Origin of the sequence: Rhizobium sp. BK456 (genome assembly GCF_014194045.1) — a bacterium.
In the GTDB taxonomy this organism is placed as follows: Bacteria; Pseudomonadota; Alphaproteobacteria; order Rhizobiales; family Rhizobiaceae; genus Rhizobium; species Rhizobium redzepovicii.
On record NZ_JACIAO010000007.1, the window covers coordinates 330,219 to 345,942 of the forward strand.

Here is a 15,724-nt window from a genome sequence, read left to right on the forward strand (position 1 = left end):
CACGCTGGGCAGATGCAGTCACAGCCTTCCTCCGACATTTTCCAGAATGGCAGTGAGCTCCCCTGCCCCTGTCGCGACGGCGGCCGCTCCGGCGGCGTCGAGCACCGCGCGGCGGCCGGGCCTCGGATCGGCCGGATCGACAAATCCGATGGCCGTCATGCCTGCGGCTACGGCTGCCGCCACGCCATGGGCGCTGTCGTCGATCATGACGCATTTGGTCGGACGGGCCCGGAAACGCTCGGCGCAGTGCAGCAGAAGATCCGGCGCCGGCTTCGGCCGGGGGACCAGTTCGGCGCTGAAGACGTCCTCACCGAAGGCGCTCCACAGATCGAGTTTGCCCAGGCTGTTGCGCAGCCGCTGCATCGTGCTGTTCGATGCGACGCATTTCGGCCGGTTGAGGCTGTTGACAACCTCGGCAATGCCGGCAATCGGCGTCAGCGAACGGGCAAATTCGTCGAACAGATGACGATGCCACCTCTCGAACAGCCCGGTGACATCGCTGATCCCGTATTCGCGCCGGCACATCTCGGCAATGATGCTTTCCGAATTGCCGGTGAATTTGACATGAGCCTCCGCCGCGCTGATCGCTATGCCGGCGCCCTGCAGCGTTTCCGCCAAAGTGCGGCTGGCAATCGGCTCGCTGTCGATCAGCACCCCGTCGCAATCGAAGATCACGAGGTCGACGTTATCCATGCGCCCCGGCATACCGGGATAATCGATGCGGCTATCGAGCATGCCTCACCCCCGCGTCTGCAAGGCGAGATCCGGCCGGTCGGTAGTGATCTGCCGGATCGGTTTGGCAAGCCAGTATTCGAGATCGCTCGTTTCGTTCGGAACCCAGACCCCGAGTTGGTCGAGCGGCACAAGTTGGGTAATCTCGTCCCACTTTGCCCGCAGGAGCGATTTCTCGACGGCAATGACATCCGAGTATTGCCTCATCAGGCTGAGGCCGCTCGTCAGACCGAGACGCTCCGCCGATTTGGCGTCGAAGGACGACAAGGTGCGAATCCCGGGAGCGGCCTTGCGAATATCGGCAAGCACATCGGGTTGAAAGCTCGTCAGGATCGAGCGCTCCGCAAGACCAAGCCGCTCGACGGCGGCAAATGCCTTGGCCGCCAGATCCTCGTAAGGCGTCCCATCGGCATGGTTCTTCAGTTCGATATGAAGCTCAAGCGGCGTGTCCTTGAAGACCGCAAGGACCTCTTCCAGCGTCGGGATCGTCTCCCCGTCGCTGTCCTTGAGGCAGATTTCACGATGTTTTCCGGGGCCGAGGTCGGCAACCGGCCCGCGGCCATCCGTGGTGCGCTCCAGCGTCGGGTCATGAATGACGAGCATTTCGCCAGACTGCGTCAGGTGGATGTCGAACTCCACGCCATCGACCGCCATTTGCGCAAGTTTTCGGAAGCCCGACAGACTGTTTTCAGGCCAGAGATTGCGGCCACCGCGGTGGCCGATGATATGCACCATCGTCTGAATATCCTTGAGATTCGGCGTGTTACTTTCCGGAGTCCACCAGCCCCTTGGTGAACCAGCGTTGCATGAAGAGAATGACGGCGGCAGGCGGAAGCATGACGAGCAGCGCAGCGCTCATCGCGATGTTCCAGGCAGGTGCCGAGTCCGAGACCGGAACGAGTTGCTTCAGCCCGAGGACCGCCGTTCCCATCTCCTTGTCGGTGGTGAACAGCAGCGGCCACAAATACTGGTTCCAGCCGTAGAGAAACAGAATGATCGATAACGCCGCAATATTGGCGCTCGACAGCGGCAGAAGGATATCCTTGAAGAATTTCAGCGGACCGGCGCCATCGAGCTTGGCCGCCTCGCAAAGCTCGTCGGGAACGGAGAGGAAGAACTGCCGGAACAGGAAGGTTGCCGAGGCCGAGGCGATCAGCGGCAGGATCAGGCCGCTATAGCTGTTGACCATGTTCCACTTCAGCGACGCTTCGATGCTGTATCCCGTCAGCCGCTCGACGATACCGGAAAGGCCGATCGTCCCGGCCAGCCAGCGAAGCGGCCCGGCGGCATCGGCGACCGCTTCGTAGGTCGGGATGATGCGGACCTCGACAGGAAGCATCAGCGACACGAAGATCAGCCAGAACGCCGTCATGCGAAATGGGAAGCGGAAATAGGTGACGCCGAATGCGGCGATTAGCGAGATCGCCAGCTTGCCGACGACGATGCCGGCGGTGACGATGATCGAATTCAGGAATAGTCGGGAGAACTCGCCCTGCTGCCAGGCGGCGGCGAGGTTTTCGAGAAATTGCGAGCCCGGCAAGACCGGGAATGGCGCCTGCTGTACCTCCTGCAAGGTGAGCGAGCCGGCGACGAAGGCGAAGTAGAGCGGCAGGCAGACGAAAATCGCGCCGATGAGCAGCACCGCGTGGCAGAAGATCGATAGACCGAGATGGCGTTCGGGCATGGCTACACCTGGTAATTGACCTTGCGCTCGAGGGCGCGGAATTGAACGATGGTGAACAGGATGGCGATCAGCATCAAAAGCACCGACTGGGCGGCCGACGAGCCGAGATCGAGCTGCACGAAACCATCTTGATAGACCTTGTAAACCAGGCTGTTCGTCGCCCCCGCCGGACCGCCGCGGGTGACCGCGTCGATGATGCCGAAGGTTTCAAACAGTCCGTAGACGAAGTTCATCACCACGAGGAAGAAGATCGTCGGTGAGATTAGGGGAAGCGAAATGGTGAAGAAGCGCCGCACGGGTCTTGCGCCGTCGAGCTTTGCCGCCTCCAGAAGCGAGACGGGCACAGCCAGCAATGCGGCGACGAGGAAGATGTAGTCGTAGCAGACATTCTTCCAGACCGAGGCGATGGTGACCAGCAACTGCGCATCGAACGGACGCCGGTTCGGATCCCATTCGACACCGAGCCCATGCAGGAATTGCGCAATAGGCCCAACCGCAGGATTGAACAGGAAGGCCCAGATCACCCCTGAGATCACGGGGGCGATCGCATAAGGCAGCAGGATGATGCTTTTATAGATCCCCCTTCCCTTGATCACGAAATCGGTCGCGAAGGCAAACAGGCCGGCAAGCAGAAGCGTTGCGGCATTCTGCGCGACGGTGAACCACAGCGTGAACAGCGCGCTTCCGCGATATTCCGGACTGGCGAACAGATTGTAGAAATTCTCCAACCCGACGAAAATCTGCGTGCCGCCGAAGGGATCGACCTGAACGAAGGCCAGCGACAGCGCCTTGTAGGATGGGATGAAAAAGAAGAACAGGAGGATCAGCAGCTGCGGTGCGACCAGGCCGAAGGCGAGCCAGGGCTTGTTGAAATGAGCCGACTTCAACCCGGGCTCCGAGGGCTGCGCACTCCTCCGGCCTGTCGACAGAATATCCGGGATGCGAAGGCGCCTGGCGGCGCCCCCCATCTTTCCGAAGGTTCTACTTTGCTGCATGAAGCTGCTCATACTGGCGAAGGATCTGGTTTCCGCGGGCCGCCGCTGCATCCAGCGCCTGCTGCGGTGTCTTCTGGCCGGTCCACACACCCTGGATCTCTTCCACCAGAAGCGCCATCGACTGGTTATGATTGCCGAAGCGGAAGCCGCGCGAATTGTCGGTCGGCGTGCCGCGGGTGAGCTGAAGAATGGCGATCTCGCGGGTCGGGTGATCCTTGAAATAGCCTTCGGACTTGGCCTGCTCATAGGCGGCGTTGGTGACCGGCACATAGCCGGTCTGCTTGCTCCACCAGACCTGCGTCTTCGGCGAAGCGAGGAAGTTCAAGAAGGCGGCAGCACCCGCATATTCTTCCTCGGACTTGCCTTTCAGGACCCAGAGCGCGCCGCCGCCGATGGTGCTGTTCTTCGGCTCGATGCCTTCTTCATGTGGCAGGAACGTTGCGCTCCAATTGAATTTTGCACCGCTCTCGACGGCGGCATGCGCCGCTGTGGAGGCCACATAGGTCGAGCAGGTTCCAGACGTGAACAACTGGTCGGGCGAGAGGCCCTGGCCGGCGATCTGCAGGATGCCGGCGTCGAGCCACGTCTTCAGGCGAGTCACCTGACCGACGACCAGCGGGCTCTTGTTGAAGATGAACTCGGTATCGAGACCGCCGAAACCATTCGCCTTGGTGCCGTAAGGCTGGTCCTGGATCGCCGCGTAGTTTTCGATCAGGCTCCAGTAGAAATCGTTTGCGAGCGCCATCTGGCATTTTGAGACGCCCTTCTCCTTGATGGCGCCAAGCTGCTTGTCGAGTTCCTGCCAGGTCTCGCCCGGCTTGTCGAAGCCGGCCGCCTTGAAGTGATCGGCATTGTACCAGAAAATCGGCGTCGAGCTGTTGAAGGGCATCGCCGCCGGTTTGCCGTCGACGAGATAGAAGCCGGCCACGGGAGCGAGGAAGTCGTTCCAGTCGATCTTGTAACCTTCCTTCTCCATGAGTTCCGGCACCGGAATGACGGCGCCGGAATTGTACATGGTGAGGAAACCTCGCTCGGCGGCCTGGATCAGAACCGGCTGCTGGTGGACACGGTAGGCGGCCACCATCGCCGCCATGGTCTCCTCGTAATTGCCTTTGCCGATGCCGACGACCTCGTATTTGTCCTGCGAGGCGTTGAAGTCGGCAATGAGCTTGTTGGTGATCTCTGCGAGCCGACCGCCGGCCGCATTCCACCATTCGATCTTGATGCGATCGGCCGCGCCGGCGTCGCCAGCATTGGCCAATCCGAGCGTCACCAGTGCAGCACCCGCCGCGAACGACCGGATCGTCCGCCCCATGCGGGCGCCTATCGAAGACTTTGCCGTCATTTCGTTTTCCTCTCCATTGCCGTTATTCGCCGACCGGCGCGCCCAGCGCCGATCAACCCCTCCCAGAGTGGCGATAAACAAGGTTGGGGTTACTTGTTACAAATGTCAATAGCATGTTACAAATGTATGACGACACCTGAGGAGGATGCCATGGCAGCTATCGAACTGATCGATTTGAAGAAGAATTACGGCGCGGTTCCCGCGGTAAAAGGGATCAATCTCAGCGTCGCCGACGGCGAAATGATCGTGCTGGTCGGGCCTTCGGGATGCGGGAAATCGACCCTGCTGCGGATGATTGCCGGCCTTGAGGCCATCAGCTCCGGCCATCTCAGGATCGCAGGCAGCGATGTCGGCCATGTCGATCCGGCCGACCGCAACATCGCCATGGTATTCCAGAACTACGCGCTCTATCCGCACATGACTGTCCGTCAGAATCTCGAATACGGGCTCAAGAACCGCCGCGTGCCGCGTGACGAGATCGACCGGCGGATCGCCAGCGCCGCCGGCATCCTGGAAATCGGCGACTTCCTCGAGCGGCGCCCCCGCCAGCTGTCGGGCGGGCAGCGCCAGCGCGTTGCCATGGGCCGCGCCATCGTCCGCGATCCCGCCGCCTTTCTGTTCGACGAACCTTTGTCCAATCTCGATGCGAAGCTGCGCGTACAAATGCGCGTCGAAATCCGCAGGCTGCAGCGGCAGCTCAAGACCACGAGCCTCTATGTGACGCACGACCAGCTCGAGGCCATGACGCTCGCCGACAGGCTGGTCGTCATGAATGGCGGCCGGATCGAGCAGATCGGGACACCGATCGAGGTCTATCGCCGTCCCGAGACCGTCTTCGTTGCCGGCTTCATCGGTTCTCCGCCGATGAACCTTGTCGATCTCGACGAGCTGGGACCCTGTAACCTGGCACTTCCCAGAGACACGGATCTTTTAGGTATCAGGCCGAGTGCGATCAACCTCGGTGATGGGGCAGCACATGACCTCCGGTTCGACGCCAATGTCGAATTGATCGAAACCGTCGGTGACGAGAACAATGTCCACCTGCGCATCGATGGCAGCGACAAGCGCATCGTGGCGAGCGTTTCCACCGATCGACGCCTGCAGGAAGGCGATCGTACTTCGTGCCATGTAAGAAGGGACGGTTTGCATCCGTTCAACAGGACGACTGGGCGGCGAACCGATTGAGGGGAGTGAAGCAGATGACGATTGCCCCTTGCGATTGACAAGCGTCAGGGATTTGAGATCCATGGCCATCGAATTGGAGGCGCAGATTATTGCATGTCACAGAACAGAGGTGCTTCTTTCCAACCGATGGCGCTCCCCGACGAGCAGATGCAGGTGCGCGTGGTCTGGCTCTATTACATGGAGGGACGCACCCAGGGTGAGATTGCAGAAGCGCTTTCGACCAACCGGCTTCGCGTCAACAAGATCATCGCCGAGGCGCGCCGGTCGGGCCTGGTGACGATCACCCTCAATTCCCGGCTGACCTCCTGTGTCGCCCTGGAACAGCAGCTGGCCATGGAATTCTCTCTCAATCGCGCGATCATTGTACCGACACCTGAAGATGCGGATCTTATCCCTGTTCTGCTCGGCCAGGCGGCAGCCGATTATCTCGTGCAATTGCTGAACGGCGGCAACATCCGCGGCGTCGGCGTCGGTTGGGGAGCGACGCTCCGCGAAATGGTGCGTCATATGCCATCGCTGAGACGCCCTGATATTTGTGTCAATTCGGTCATGGGCGGGCTGACCCACGGCATCGAAATCAATACTTTCGACATTGCGAGCGATCTTGCTCGGCAGCTTAACGCGGAATGTTCCTATCTTGCTGCGCCGATCTATGCCGGCACGCCGGAGTCGCGCACGGCGATTATCAGGCAGGATGTCTTCGAGACGGCCTTTCGGCAGATCGAGGCCAATGACGTCATCGTGCTCAGCATCGGCGACATGACCGAACGCTCGCTGCTAATGCGCTACGGCCTGCCGAGCAGCATCAATATCGAGGAGCTCGTCGCAGCCGGCGCCTGTGGAGATGTGCTCGGCCAGTTCGTCGACAAAACCGGGCGCCCGATCGAACATGCGATAAACAGATGCGCGATCGCTCCCGAGCTCGAAGCCCTGCGCGCCATTCCGAACGTCATCTTCGCGTCTGGCGGCCTGAACAAGGCGCAGGCTATTGCTGCTGTGCTGCTGTCGGGTCTGGGCAACGTGCTGATCTGCGATGAAGAGACGGCCCGGCAAGCACGACAGCTTGCGCTCGATCTCCGGGCGCGCAGCGGTTCATAGAGCCGTGGGGCAACCGGCGGGAACAGAGAGAGGCTCTGCCGGTGCCGCCTTGTCGATTGCGTAGAGCTTGGCGAAGCCGGCATCCTCGATCAGCGTCAGGCCGGCCGGCATCGCGGTGCCGACATACCGGTCGGGCATATCCGCATTGGCGACGAGGATGAAATCGAAACGCCTGCGCCAGTCCGAGAGATAAGGCGCATAGTCTCTATATTCCTGCATCATGTCAGGGCATGAAAGCACGCCGATCGACACGAGATCGCCCTCGGGAACCGCGATCTCCGACCAAGGCGGCAGAACAGTGAGCGGCTGCTTGCCTTTGGCGGTGAACAACGTCGGCACGAAGGCATGCGAGAAGGGTACGGCAAGCGTCGGCAAATGCCGGAAGGTGTCCAGTCCCCAGGCAAAATGCCGGTTGGAATGGGCGATGTCGCCGACCATCTCGGGTTCGTGCCCTAGAGGCAGAACAGCCGCGCCGGCCGGCACCTTTTTCAACACGGTCTCGACGGCATTGACGTCCCTCTGCGCCAGCCACCAGTTCCAACCGATCCAGCCGGTCCGGCCGAAAACCGCGAGATTGACGACAAGCGCCAGCAACAGCGCCTGCCGGCGCGTGAGATTGGCGAAGGGGCACACCATCGCCATGGCGACAAGCGCCGTCATGATCGGAAAGCGCCAGCTGATCCATCCGGTGTTGAGCATGTGGAGCGGTGCGACACAGGAAAGAAGCAGCAACCCGCAGGCCGCGACGGCAAGGCCCGCATGCATACGGATGTCGCCTGCGCGAACGGCGCGCGTGCAGATGAGGATCAGCGGCAGAATCAGCAGGACATCCACCGCCGGGACATAGGTGGTGATGGCGGAAAACAGGTTCATGACGATCAGGATGACGCCATCGTTCCAGACAAGGCCAAGGCCATCGCCGCCGGCGTTCGGCAAAGCGGTCGTGCGAAGATAGAGCGCGAGCGGCGGGAGGACGCAGGCGCCGATCGCCAGCGCCAAACGGCCGGCGAGCCTCATCAGCCCCGCCTTCGATCGCACGATGTCGAAACGCCAGGAAAATTCGAGACCGCAGACGATCGCCATATAGAAGCCGAGTGAGAAGATGTGCATCACAGTCAGCAGCAGCGCGGCGGCAAGTCGCCAGGCAAAAAGCAGAACCGGATTTCGGCGCTGCAGCCGCAGGTCGGCGCAGGCGAAGAACAAGGCCATGCCGAGGCCGATCTGGAAGTTGATGAAGCCGCCGATCATCGTGGCGCACCAGCCAAGCGACAGCATGGCGATCTGCCAGTAGTGCCGGCCGCCGAAAAGCGCCCGGTGCAGGCTGATCGCGCCAAGCGGCGGCAGCACGATCGCCAGGAAAAGCAAAGTCCGCGCCAACCTATCGGCGCCGACCAGCGGTCCTACCGAGATCGCCAGAAGATCGATCCCGACATTGGTGAAGGTGCGGTTCCAATCGATCGCATAGATCTCAGGAAACGGCCGTTCGCCGATCCCACCCGAAAGAAGCCAGATACGGGCGTAGTGATTTGCGTAGTCGAGAACCGGCGGAAAGCGGAACAGTGTCACCAGGACCGCGGTGAGGACCACGAAAGCAATGATCGCGACCGTGGAATCCTGCCGGGCGGTCAAATCCTCAGGCCCGGCAGCCGCATGAACAGGTGCAGCAATCCGGTCCATCATCCGGTCCGGCTGTTCTTTTTCGAGCGCGCTTCGCCTGGTGCAAAGGCCGCATCCAATGCTGCGCGTTTGTCGCCGGCGCCCATCTCGGAAAAAGCGGTCGGCAGCTCGGCATGTTCGTTGCCGCGAAGGATCGTCTCGATCATGAACATCGGCCGCCGCTTGCTCTCCTGCACGAGACGGCCGAGATATTCACCGATGATGCCGATGCAGATCAGCTGGATGGCGCTGAAGGCGCTGACGGCGGCCATGATGGACGACCAGCCGGTGACCGTCTCGCCCTGCAGCCAGCGAATAAAGGTATAGACGAGCAGCGCCATCGCGACGCTGGCGCTGATCATGCCGAGCCATGTGGCGATGCGCAGCGGCGTCGTCGAAAAGCTGGTGATCGCATCGAGCGCGAAATTGATCATCTTGCGCAGCGGATACTTCGTCGTGCCGGCAAAACGGGCGTCGCGCTCATAGGGCAGCGCCACCTGCCTGCCGCCGATCCAGCTGACCATGCCGCGGATGAAACGGTCGCGCTCCGGCATCGCCAGCAGTATATCGACGACGCGCCGGCGCATCAGCCGGAAATCTCCGGTATCGCGCGGGATGGTCACGGAAGCGAGCCTGGAGAGCGTGCGATAGAACAGCGAAGCGGTGGCGAGTTTGAACCAGCTTTCGCCCTCGCGGCGCGTGCGCTGGCCGTAAACGACATCGGCGCCGCGCTCCATGATCGGCATCATCATCAAAAGCAGCTCGGGCGGGTCCTGCAGGTCGGCGTCGATCAAAAGTACGCGCTCGCCCCGCGACGCGGAAAGGCCGGCCGTCGAGGCCAGTTGGTGGCCGTGATTGCGCAGGAGACGAACGCCGAGCACCTGCGGCAGCTTCGCCGCCAGATCCGAGATGATCTCCCAGGTGCCGTCGGACGAGCCGTCATCGACGAGGATGAGCTCAAAGCTGTCGCCGGCAACGCTCTGCGCCGCGGCGGCAGCGCGGCGGCAGAACTCGCGCAGCCCCTCCTCCTCGTTGTGACAAGGCGCGACGATGGAAAGAGACGGTGCTTGCGTCATGCGGACGGCGGTGCCTGCTTGATTGATCGCGCCAGCCTAGCCCGGAAACGTCAAACATCCTTTAATGACCGGATGGCGGCCGCCGAAGGTCCTTGAATACTATTCCGCCGCCATGATCTCGCGCCCGCCATCGACATCGCGGGCGGGCGAGGCTCCATAAAGGCGGCTGTATTCGCGGCTGAACTGCGACGGGCTCTGATAGCCGACGCGGTGGCCGGCGGTGCCGGCGTCGAGCCGCTCGACGAACATCAGCCGGCGTGCTTCATGCAGGCGAAGCTGCTTTTGATACTGCACCGGCGTCATCGCCGTGACCGATTTGAAGTGATGATGGAAGGACGAGACGCTCATGTTGACGCGGTCGGCAAGGTCTTCGATGCGCAGCGGCCGCGCGAAATTCTCCTTCAGCCAGGCGACGGCGCGCGCGATCCTGTTGCTGTGGCTGTCTGACGTGGCGATGTTGATCAGCCGGGCGCCATGCGGCCCGGTCAGCACCCGGTAGAGGATTTCCTGCTCGATCAGTGGCGCCATGGCGGGAATGTCGCCTGGACGATCGAGCAAGCGCAGCAGGCGGACGGCGGCATCCATCAGTTCCGGCGGCGCCACGTTCACCACCATGCCGCGCTGCCCGTCGGTATGGGCGGCCGGACGCGGAATATCGATGCGGCTGAGCAGCTCCAAAAGCTTTTCGGAATCGATTGCCAGCCCCAGGCAGAGATGCGGAACCTCGGGGCTTGCCTCCGTGACCCGCCAGGCGACGGGCAGGTCGAGCGAGGTCAGCAGATAATCCCCCGTCCCGTAGCTGATCTGTTCCGTGCCGAGCTGAAGGCTCTTGGCTCCCTGTAGCACGAAGGCAAAACAGGGCCGGTAGCTGCTGTGCAAGGGATCGCTGGGCTTGGACCGGCGGCTGACATGAAGATTGCCGATTGAAGTGGAGAACTCACCGTCGTGAGGCGCAAAGCGCATCGCGATATCGACGATCTCCTGATAGGGGCTGAAGGGCAAAGTCATGCTGCAACTCTCTCTGTCAGCTGTCTGACTGTCAGCTGTCTGGCGCGGGCGATACCGCCCTTATCTAGAGTGTCTTTGCCATTTCGCAAACAGGCGGGTGCCCGACTTTTGCAGGATCGTGCAAGAAGCTGAGAGGATCGCTCTAACGCCCTCGCTAACATCCGGGCAATAGTCTGCCATCCCGCTCAACCCCTCCCAACCCCAAAAGGAAGCTTCAGATGGCTATCGCAAAAGGCTATGCCGCAACCGACGCGTCGCAACCGCTGACCCCCTTCACCTTCGAGCGCCGCGAACCCAATGATGGCGACGTCGTTATCGCAGTTCAATATTGCGGCGTCTGCCACTCCGACATTCACCAGGCCCGCAACGAGTGGGGCAATTCCATTTTCCCGATGGTACCGGGCCACGAGGTCGCCGGCGTCGTTTCCGCCGTCGGCTCCAAGGTCACGAAATTCAAGGTCGGCGACCGCGTCGGCGTCGGCTGCTTCGTCGATTCCTGCGTGGGCTGCGCCACGCGTGACCTGGATTACGAGCACTACATGCCGGGCCTCGTCCCGACCTATAACGGCTATGAAGCCGACGGCGCGACCCCGACCTTCGGCGGCTACTCCGACACGATCGTCGTCAAGGAAGGTTATGTGCTGCGCTTCCCCGACAATATTCCGCTCGATACCGGCGCCCCGCTGCTTTGCGCCGGTATCACGCTTTATTCGCCGCTCGCGCATTGGAAAGCCGGTCCCGGCAAGAAGATCGCGATCGTCGGCATGGGCGGTCTCGGCCATATGGGTGTGAAGATCGGTGCTGCCATGGGCGCCGACATCACCGTGCTCTCCCAATCTCTGTCGAAGAAGGAAGACGGCCTCAAGCTCGGCGCCAAGGACTATTATGCAACGAGCGACGCAGAGACTTTCACCAAGCTCGCCGGCACCTTCGACCTGATCATCAACACGGTCGGCACCACAATCGACTGGAACGCCTATCTCAACCTGCTGAAGTCTGACGGCACGATGGTTCTGGTCGGCGTTCCCGAACACCCGGTACCGGTGCACGCCTTCTCGGTCATCGGCGGGCGCAAGAGCCTGGCGGGCTCGATGATCGGCTCGATCAAAGAAACCCAGGAAATGCTCGACTTCTGCGGCAAGCACAACATCGTCTCCGAGATCGAGAAGATCGACATCCAGAATATCAACGAAGCCTATGAGCGGGTCGTCAAGAGCGACGTCCGCTACCGCTTCGTCATCGATATTGCCTCGCTGTCGGCTTGAGGAATGAAAGGCGGCTCCTTCGGGGGCCGCCTTTTTATTGATGGGCCGGCATCCTCCTAGCCGCCATATCGGAGTGACCGCCCCGTGCTTCCAGGCTCCGGCCTTCGGCCTGCGCATCTCAGCAGGAGGCTCTCGCGGACTGCAGCTGCAGCAGATATTCGACCGGGTTGAACGGATCGGGCCCCGAACGCCGGCGCAGGCGCGGTGGCCCGGCCATCGGGGCGTAGTGATCGAAAGCGGTTTCCATCGTCCCTGCCCCGCTCGTCAGGCCCGGCAATTGCTGCTGGACGCTTTGAACCATCTGAGACGCGAGAATGCCTTCGAGCCGCGCCACGCCATCGGCGATCACGGAATGCGACGTCGCCGCAGCGGACTTCGCCAGCAGAGTCAGCACGCTGCTCAAGCTCTCGACAGGCGCTTCCAGGTGAAAGCGGTCGAAAGGCTCGCAGACGGCCGTTTGCGCAGCCGAGAGCGCCGTTGCCAGCACCCAGGGCGTCAATTGCCGGAAATCGGCGGCAGTGCTTGCGGGCGAACTGTGCCGGGCCGCCGTCATCGCCACATGGCAATCGATGACCTGCCAGCCGAAAATGCCCTGCTTCAGCGTCTCGAACACGGTTTCCTCGACCGCCCGGTAAAAGGCGACGGGCATCTGGCCGACCTCCACCTCGAGCGCGAAGCTGTTGCCTGCGCCGGCAGGACGCGGCTCGACGCGCAGGCCGATGGTGGCGAGAAACGGATTTGGCTCCTTGAAGAGTATCTGCAGGCCGGCCCCGCTGCCGACGGGTCTTTCGACCAGGATGACCGTGCTTTCCTCGAAACCCGCCTCGAGGCCGAAATCCGTCAGCAGCGTCGATTGGATCACTTCCTTCTGCACCTCGCCATAAAGCGACACGAAGACTTCATTCGTCTCCTCGGCCCTGCGCAAATTGATCAGCGGATCCTGCTCGGCCATCTGGTTCAGCGCCAGCCAAATCGCCGCGCTGTCCGAGGGCCGCCGGGCAAGCACGCGCGTTTCGAGCGTCGGCGGGGCAAAGTAAGCCCGCCCGCCCGAGGCCGGATTGCGGCCCACCGCATCACCGATCTGGGCACCGGCAAGGCCGCTGACGCGGGCGATCTGGCCGGCGCAGAAGCTCGCGGCGCCATGGCTGCGGCCGGCCTCGAACACATGGATTGCAGTCACCCGTTCCTCTCCCCCCGGCAGATCCAGATATTGCCGCAGCCGCAGGGTCCCCGAAGTCAGGTAGAGATAGGCGAGCTTTTCGCCGCCCCAGCCGCGCTCGATCTTGAAGATCTTGCCAGCGACCGGCCCGTCCGGATCAAGCCGCCGCTCGGGCAACAGCGTCGCGATGGCCGAGCTTAGCGCCGGCACGCCGGCGCCGGTCATGGCCGCTCCTGCGAAAACGGGATGCACCAAGCCCATTGCCACCTGATCGGCCAGACTGCGCCCGAGCCTTTCCGTGGTCAGTCGTTCTGGGACGAGCACATAGTCGTCGAGCAGCGCCTGGTCGTTCTCACCGAGCGCCTCGCAGAGCGCTGAAAAAAGCGGCTCGTCTCCCGGCGCCAGAGCCTCCACCCGGGCAAGCTTGCTGCCGGCATCGATGACGGAGGACATGGCGATGGGACGCACCGCCAGTTGCGCGGCAAGGGCCTCCGTCACATCCCCGTACCGCGCGCCGAGACGATCGACCTTGTTGATGAAGAAGACGAAGGGAACGCCGAGCCGCCGCAGCGCCCGCACCAGCACACGCGTCTGCGCCTGTACGCCTTCGACCGCCGAAACGACGACGACCGCCGCATCCAGCAATCCAAGCACCCGCTCGACCTCGGCGATGAAATCGGGGTGGCCGGGCGTGTCGATCAGATTGACGACCCTGTCGCCGATCGCAAACGACACCACCGCGGCCCTGATCGTGATGCCGCGCTGTCGCTCGAGTTCGAGGGTATCAGTCTGTGTATTACCGGTATCGACGCTGCCAAGCTTGTCGATGACGCCGGCGTCAAAAAGCAGTCTTTCGGTAAGACTAGTCTTGCCTGCATCCACATGGGCGAGGATGCCCAGATTCAAAGTGCGCATGAACCACCAACTTCTCAGAAATTCGGACGTGATTTTCGTGAGAAGTGACTCGGCGCATTGGAACCTCTATCCGTTGATACGGCTGGATGCGACACCCCAGGTGGTGGTTGGGGGACGCGGGCGGGATGCTAAGGCGGTGTGGGGAGATGAGTCAAGCGTGGGAGTATTGCCTCAGCCACCGTTCGGTAGAAATCCGGTGCGGGCCTTCGCCACCCACCCTTTCCTGTGACGAGCACAGGAATGACGGAGGAGAGGGTTTACCGTGTGGCACCCCCTTGCTGTCCACCGGCTCGACTCGAAGCTAGAGGCTACCCCTCCTCCCGCATCGTCTCCCGCTGGGTGATCAGCCGGGCGCTGTGCTGGCCGCTGAGATAGATCCACAGCCAACTCCAGGCGACGGAGAAGCGCGAGCGGGTGCCGATCAGGAAGTAGATGTGGGCAAGGCCCCAGATCCACCAGGCGATCCATCCCTTCAGCTTGATACGGCCGAAATCGATAATCGCCGCACTCTGGCCGATCGTCGCAAGGCTGCCCTGATGCCGGTAGCGAAAAGGCGCTGGCGCCGATTTTCCCGACAGGCGGGCGCGGATGACCTTGGCGACATAGCCGCCCTGCTGCTTGGCCGCCGGCGCGATGCCCGGCACCGGTTTGCCGTCCCCGCGCATGACGGAAGCGGTGTCGCCGATGACGAAGACATCGGGCAGGCCAGGCGCGCTCAGATCCTTCTCGACGACGACGCGCCCCGCCCGGTCGGCCGGCACACCGAGCCAGCGGGCCGCCGGCGAGGCGGTGACGCCAGCCGCCCAGACGATCGTCCGGCTGGCGACGAAGGTCTCGCCGATCTTCACGCCGTCGGCGTTGCAGTCGGTCACCGGCCTACCGAGATGAATCTCGACGCCGAGTTTTTCCAGCGCCGTCTGAGCATAAGCCGAAAGCTCCTCGGCGAAGGTCGGCAGCACCCGCGGGCCCGCCTCGACCAGCACGACGCGGGTCTTGCGCGTATCGATGTTGCGGAATTCCTTCGGCAGCGTGAAATGCGCGAGCTCGGCGATAATGCCGGCAAGCTCGACGCCGGTCGGCCCGGCACCGACGATGGTGAAGGTAAGAAGCGCGTCGCGCGCGGCGGGATCGCGCTCCATCTCCGCCTTCTCAAAGGCAAGCAGCACGCGCCGGCGGATCGTCGTCGCATCCTCCAGCGTCTTCAGGCCGGGCGCCACCGGTTCCCATTCGTCACGACCGAAATAGGCATGCGTCGCCCCGGTCGCCAGCACCAGCGTATCGTAACCCAGAGTTATGCCGTTGCGCAGCGACACCGTCCTGGCGCCGCTGTCGACGCCGGTGACCTCGCCGAGGAGCACAGTCACATCGGGCCGGTCGGCATAGAGGCGGCGGATCGGCCAGGCGATCTCCGAGGTGGAAAGGATGGTGGTCGCCACCTGATAGAGCAGCGGCTGGAAAAGATGATGATTGCGCCGGTCAACGAGCGTGACCTTCACACCCGCCCCCTTCAACCCGTTGACGAGTTGCAGCCCGCCGAAACCGCCGCCGACAACGACGACATGATGATCGCTCATGACCTGCCCCTTTTGCGCCATTTCGCTCGAAA

13 protein-coding genes are annotated in these 15,724 nt (G+C 62.3%); 3 read left to right on the forward strand and 10 right to left on the reverse strand.

The genetic code is table 11. The features are described from left to right. Positions 1 to 18: 18 nt before the first annotated feature. Genes FHX03_RS21370 through FHX03_RS21390 form a run of 5 tightly spaced genes read right to left on the reverse strand, consistent with a single transcriptional unit; the run spans position 19 to position 4,756 of the window. The gene (locus FHX03_RS21370; protein WP_097629347.1) at positions 19 to 735 is read right to left on the reverse strand and encodes an HAD-IA family hydrolase; all 717 of its coding nucleotides are present in this window, start codon (positions 733 to 735) and stop codon (positions 19 to 21) included. A 3-nt stretch (positions 736 to 738) separates the two neighbouring features. After that, positions 739 to 1,467 carry a glycerophosphodiester phosphodiesterase family protein gene (locus FHX03_RS21375; protein WP_183855344.1) on the reverse strand — a complete coding sequence of 243 codons (729 nt, stop codon included), beginning with the start codon at positions 1,465 to 1,467 and terminating at the stop codon, positions 739 to 741. Positions 1,468 to 1,495: 28 nt separating this feature from the next. After that, entirely contained in the window at positions 1,496 to 2,416 is a 921-nt protein-coding gene (locus tag FHX03_RS21380) for an ABC transporter permease subunit (protein WP_097629345.1), read from the reverse strand. Positions 2,417 to 2,418: 2 nt separating this feature from the next. After that, a complete protein-coding gene (locus tag FHX03_RS21385) occupies positions 2,419 to 3,384 on the reverse strand; it encodes an ABC transporter permease subunit (protein WP_183855387.1) in 966 nt (321 codons plus the stop codon). Between the two features lie 13 nt (positions 3,385 to 3,397). Then, positions 3,398 to 4,756 carry an extracellular solute-binding protein gene (locus FHX03_RS21390; protein WP_183855346.1) on the reverse strand — a complete coding sequence of 453 codons (1,359 nt, stop codon included), beginning with the start codon at positions 4,754 to 4,756 and terminating at the stop codon, positions 3,398 to 3,400. A gap of 150 nt (positions 4,757 to 4,906) precedes the next feature. On the opposite strand from FHX03_RS21390, the gene FHX03_RS21395 reads away from it, so the two are divergent. Both FHX03_RS21395 and FHX03_RS21400 read left to right on the forward strand, forming a co-directional pair. Continuing rightward, the gene (locus tag FHX03_RS21395) at positions 4,907 to 5,941 is read left to right on the forward strand and encodes a sn-glycerol-3-phosphate import ATP-binding protein UgpC (RefSeq protein ID WP_097629343.1); all 1,035 of its coding nucleotides are present in this window, start codon (positions 4,907 to 4,909) and stop codon (positions 5,939 to 5,941) included. A 93-nt stretch (positions 5,942 to 6,034) separates the two neighbouring features. After that, positions 6,035 to 7,039 carry a sugar-binding transcriptional regulator gene (locus FHX03_RS21400; RefSeq protein WP_097629342.1) on the forward strand — a complete coding sequence of 335 codons (1,005 nt, stop codon included), beginning with the start codon at positions 6,035 to 6,037 and terminating at the stop codon, positions 7,037 to 7,039. On the opposite strand, the gene FHX03_RS21405 is transcribed toward FHX03_RS21400, so the two are convergent. The 3 genes from FHX03_RS21405 to FHX03_RS21415 form a co-directional block, all read right to left on the reverse strand. Continuing rightward, a complete protein-coding gene (locus FHX03_RS21405; RefSeq protein ID WP_097629341.1) occupies positions 7,034 to 8,716 on the reverse strand; it encodes a hypothetical protein in 1,683 nt (560 codons plus the stop codon). The two genes, FHX03_RS21400 and FHX03_RS21405, sit on opposite strands and share 6 nt — an antisense overlap. Then, entirely contained in the window at positions 8,716 to 9,771 is a 1,056-nt protein-coding gene (locus tag FHX03_RS21410) for a glycosyltransferase family 2 protein (RefSeq protein WP_097629340.1), read from the reverse strand. Before FHX03_RS21410 ends, FHX03_RS21405 begins: the two co-directional genes overlap by 1 nt. Positions 9,772 to 9,870: 99 nt before the next feature. After that, on the reverse strand, positions 9,871 to 10,779 hold the full coding sequence (locus FHX03_RS21415) for an AraC family transcriptional regulator (RefSeq protein ID WP_097629339.1): 909 nt from the start codon (positions 10,777 to 10,779) through the stop codon (positions 9,871 to 9,873). Between the two features lie 218 nt (positions 10,780 to 10,997). On the opposite strand from FHX03_RS21415, the gene FHX03_RS21420 reads away from it, so the two are divergent. Beyond that, entirely contained in the window at positions 10,998 to 12,044 is a 1,047-nt protein-coding gene (locus FHX03_RS21420) for an NAD(P)-dependent alcohol dehydrogenase (protein ID WP_097629338.1), read from the forward strand. A gap of 118 nt (positions 12,045 to 12,162) precedes the next feature. Here the strand turns inward: FHX03_RS21420 and FHX03_RS21425 are convergent, their stop codons facing one another. After that, positions 12,163 to 14,118: an elongation factor G gene (locus FHX03_RS21425; protein WP_097629337.1), complete on the reverse strand. Its 1,956-nt coding sequence runs from the start codon at positions 14,116 to 14,118 to the stop codon at positions 12,163 to 12,165. A gap of 308 nt (positions 14,119 to 14,426) precedes the next feature. After that, positions 14,427 to 15,692, reverse strand: a complete 1,266-nt coding sequence (locus tag FHX03_RS21430; RefSeq protein ID WP_097629385.1) for an NAD(P)/FAD-dependent oxidoreductase — start codon at positions 15,690 to 15,692, stop codon at positions 14,427 to 14,429. Positions 15,693 to 15,724 lie beyond the last annotated feature (32 nt).

What these genes read in the sequence shown, in the direction of transcription:
- FHX03_RS21370 (WP_097629347.1), bottom strand. Translation starts at nt 735, where the DNA reads ATGCTCGATAGCCGCATCGATTATCCCGGTATGCCGGGGCGCATGGAT.
- FHX03_RS21375 (WP_183855344.1), bottom strand. Translation starts at nt 1,467, where the DNA reads ATGGTGCATATCATCGGCCACCGCGGTGGCCGCAATCTCTGGCCTGAA.
- FHX03_RS21380 (WP_097629345.1), bottom strand. Translation starts at nt 2,416, where the DNA reads ATGCCCGAACGCCATCTCGGTCTATCGATCTTCTGCCACGCGGTGCTG.
- FHX03_RS21385 (WP_183855387.1), bottom strand. Translation starts at nt 3,384, where the DNA reads ATGGGGGGCGCCGCCAGGCGCCTTCGCATCCCGGATATTCTGTCGACA.
- FHX03_RS21390 (WP_183855346.1), bottom strand. Translation starts at nt 4,756, where the DNA reads ATGACGGCAAAGTCTTCGATAGGCGCCCGCATGGGGCGGACGATCCGG.
- FHX03_RS21395 (WP_097629343.1), top strand. Translation starts at nt 4,907, where the DNA reads ATGGCAGCTATCGAACTGATCGATTTGAAGAAGAATTACGGCGCGGTT.
- FHX03_RS21400 (WP_097629342.1), top strand. Translation starts at nt 6,035, where the DNA reads ATGTCACAGAACAGAGGTGCTTCTTTCCAACCGATGGCGCTCCCCGAC.
- FHX03_RS21405 (WP_097629341.1), bottom strand. Translation starts at nt 8,716, where the DNA reads ATGGACCGGATTGCTGCACCTGTTCATGCGGCTGCCGGGCCTGAGGAT.
- FHX03_RS21410 (WP_097629340.1), bottom strand. Translation starts at nt 9,771, where the DNA reads ATGACGCAAGCACCGTCTCTTTCCATCGTCGCGCCTTGTCACAACGAG.
- FHX03_RS21415 (WP_097629339.1), bottom strand. Translation starts at nt 10,779, where the DNA reads ATGACTTTGCCCTTCAGCCCCTATCAGGAGATCGTCGATATCGCGATG.
- FHX03_RS21420 (WP_097629338.1), top strand. Translation starts at nt 10,998, where the DNA reads ATGGCTATCGCAAAAGGCTATGCCGCAACCGACGCGTCGCAACCGCTG.
- FHX03_RS21425 (WP_097629337.1), bottom strand. Translation starts at nt 14,118, where the DNA reads ATGCGCACTTTGAATCTGGGCATCCTCGCCCATGTGGATGCAGGCAAG.
- FHX03_RS21430 (WP_097629385.1), bottom strand. Translation starts at nt 15,692, where the DNA reads ATGAGCGATCATCATGTCGTCGTTGTCGGCGGCGGTTTCGGCGGGCTG.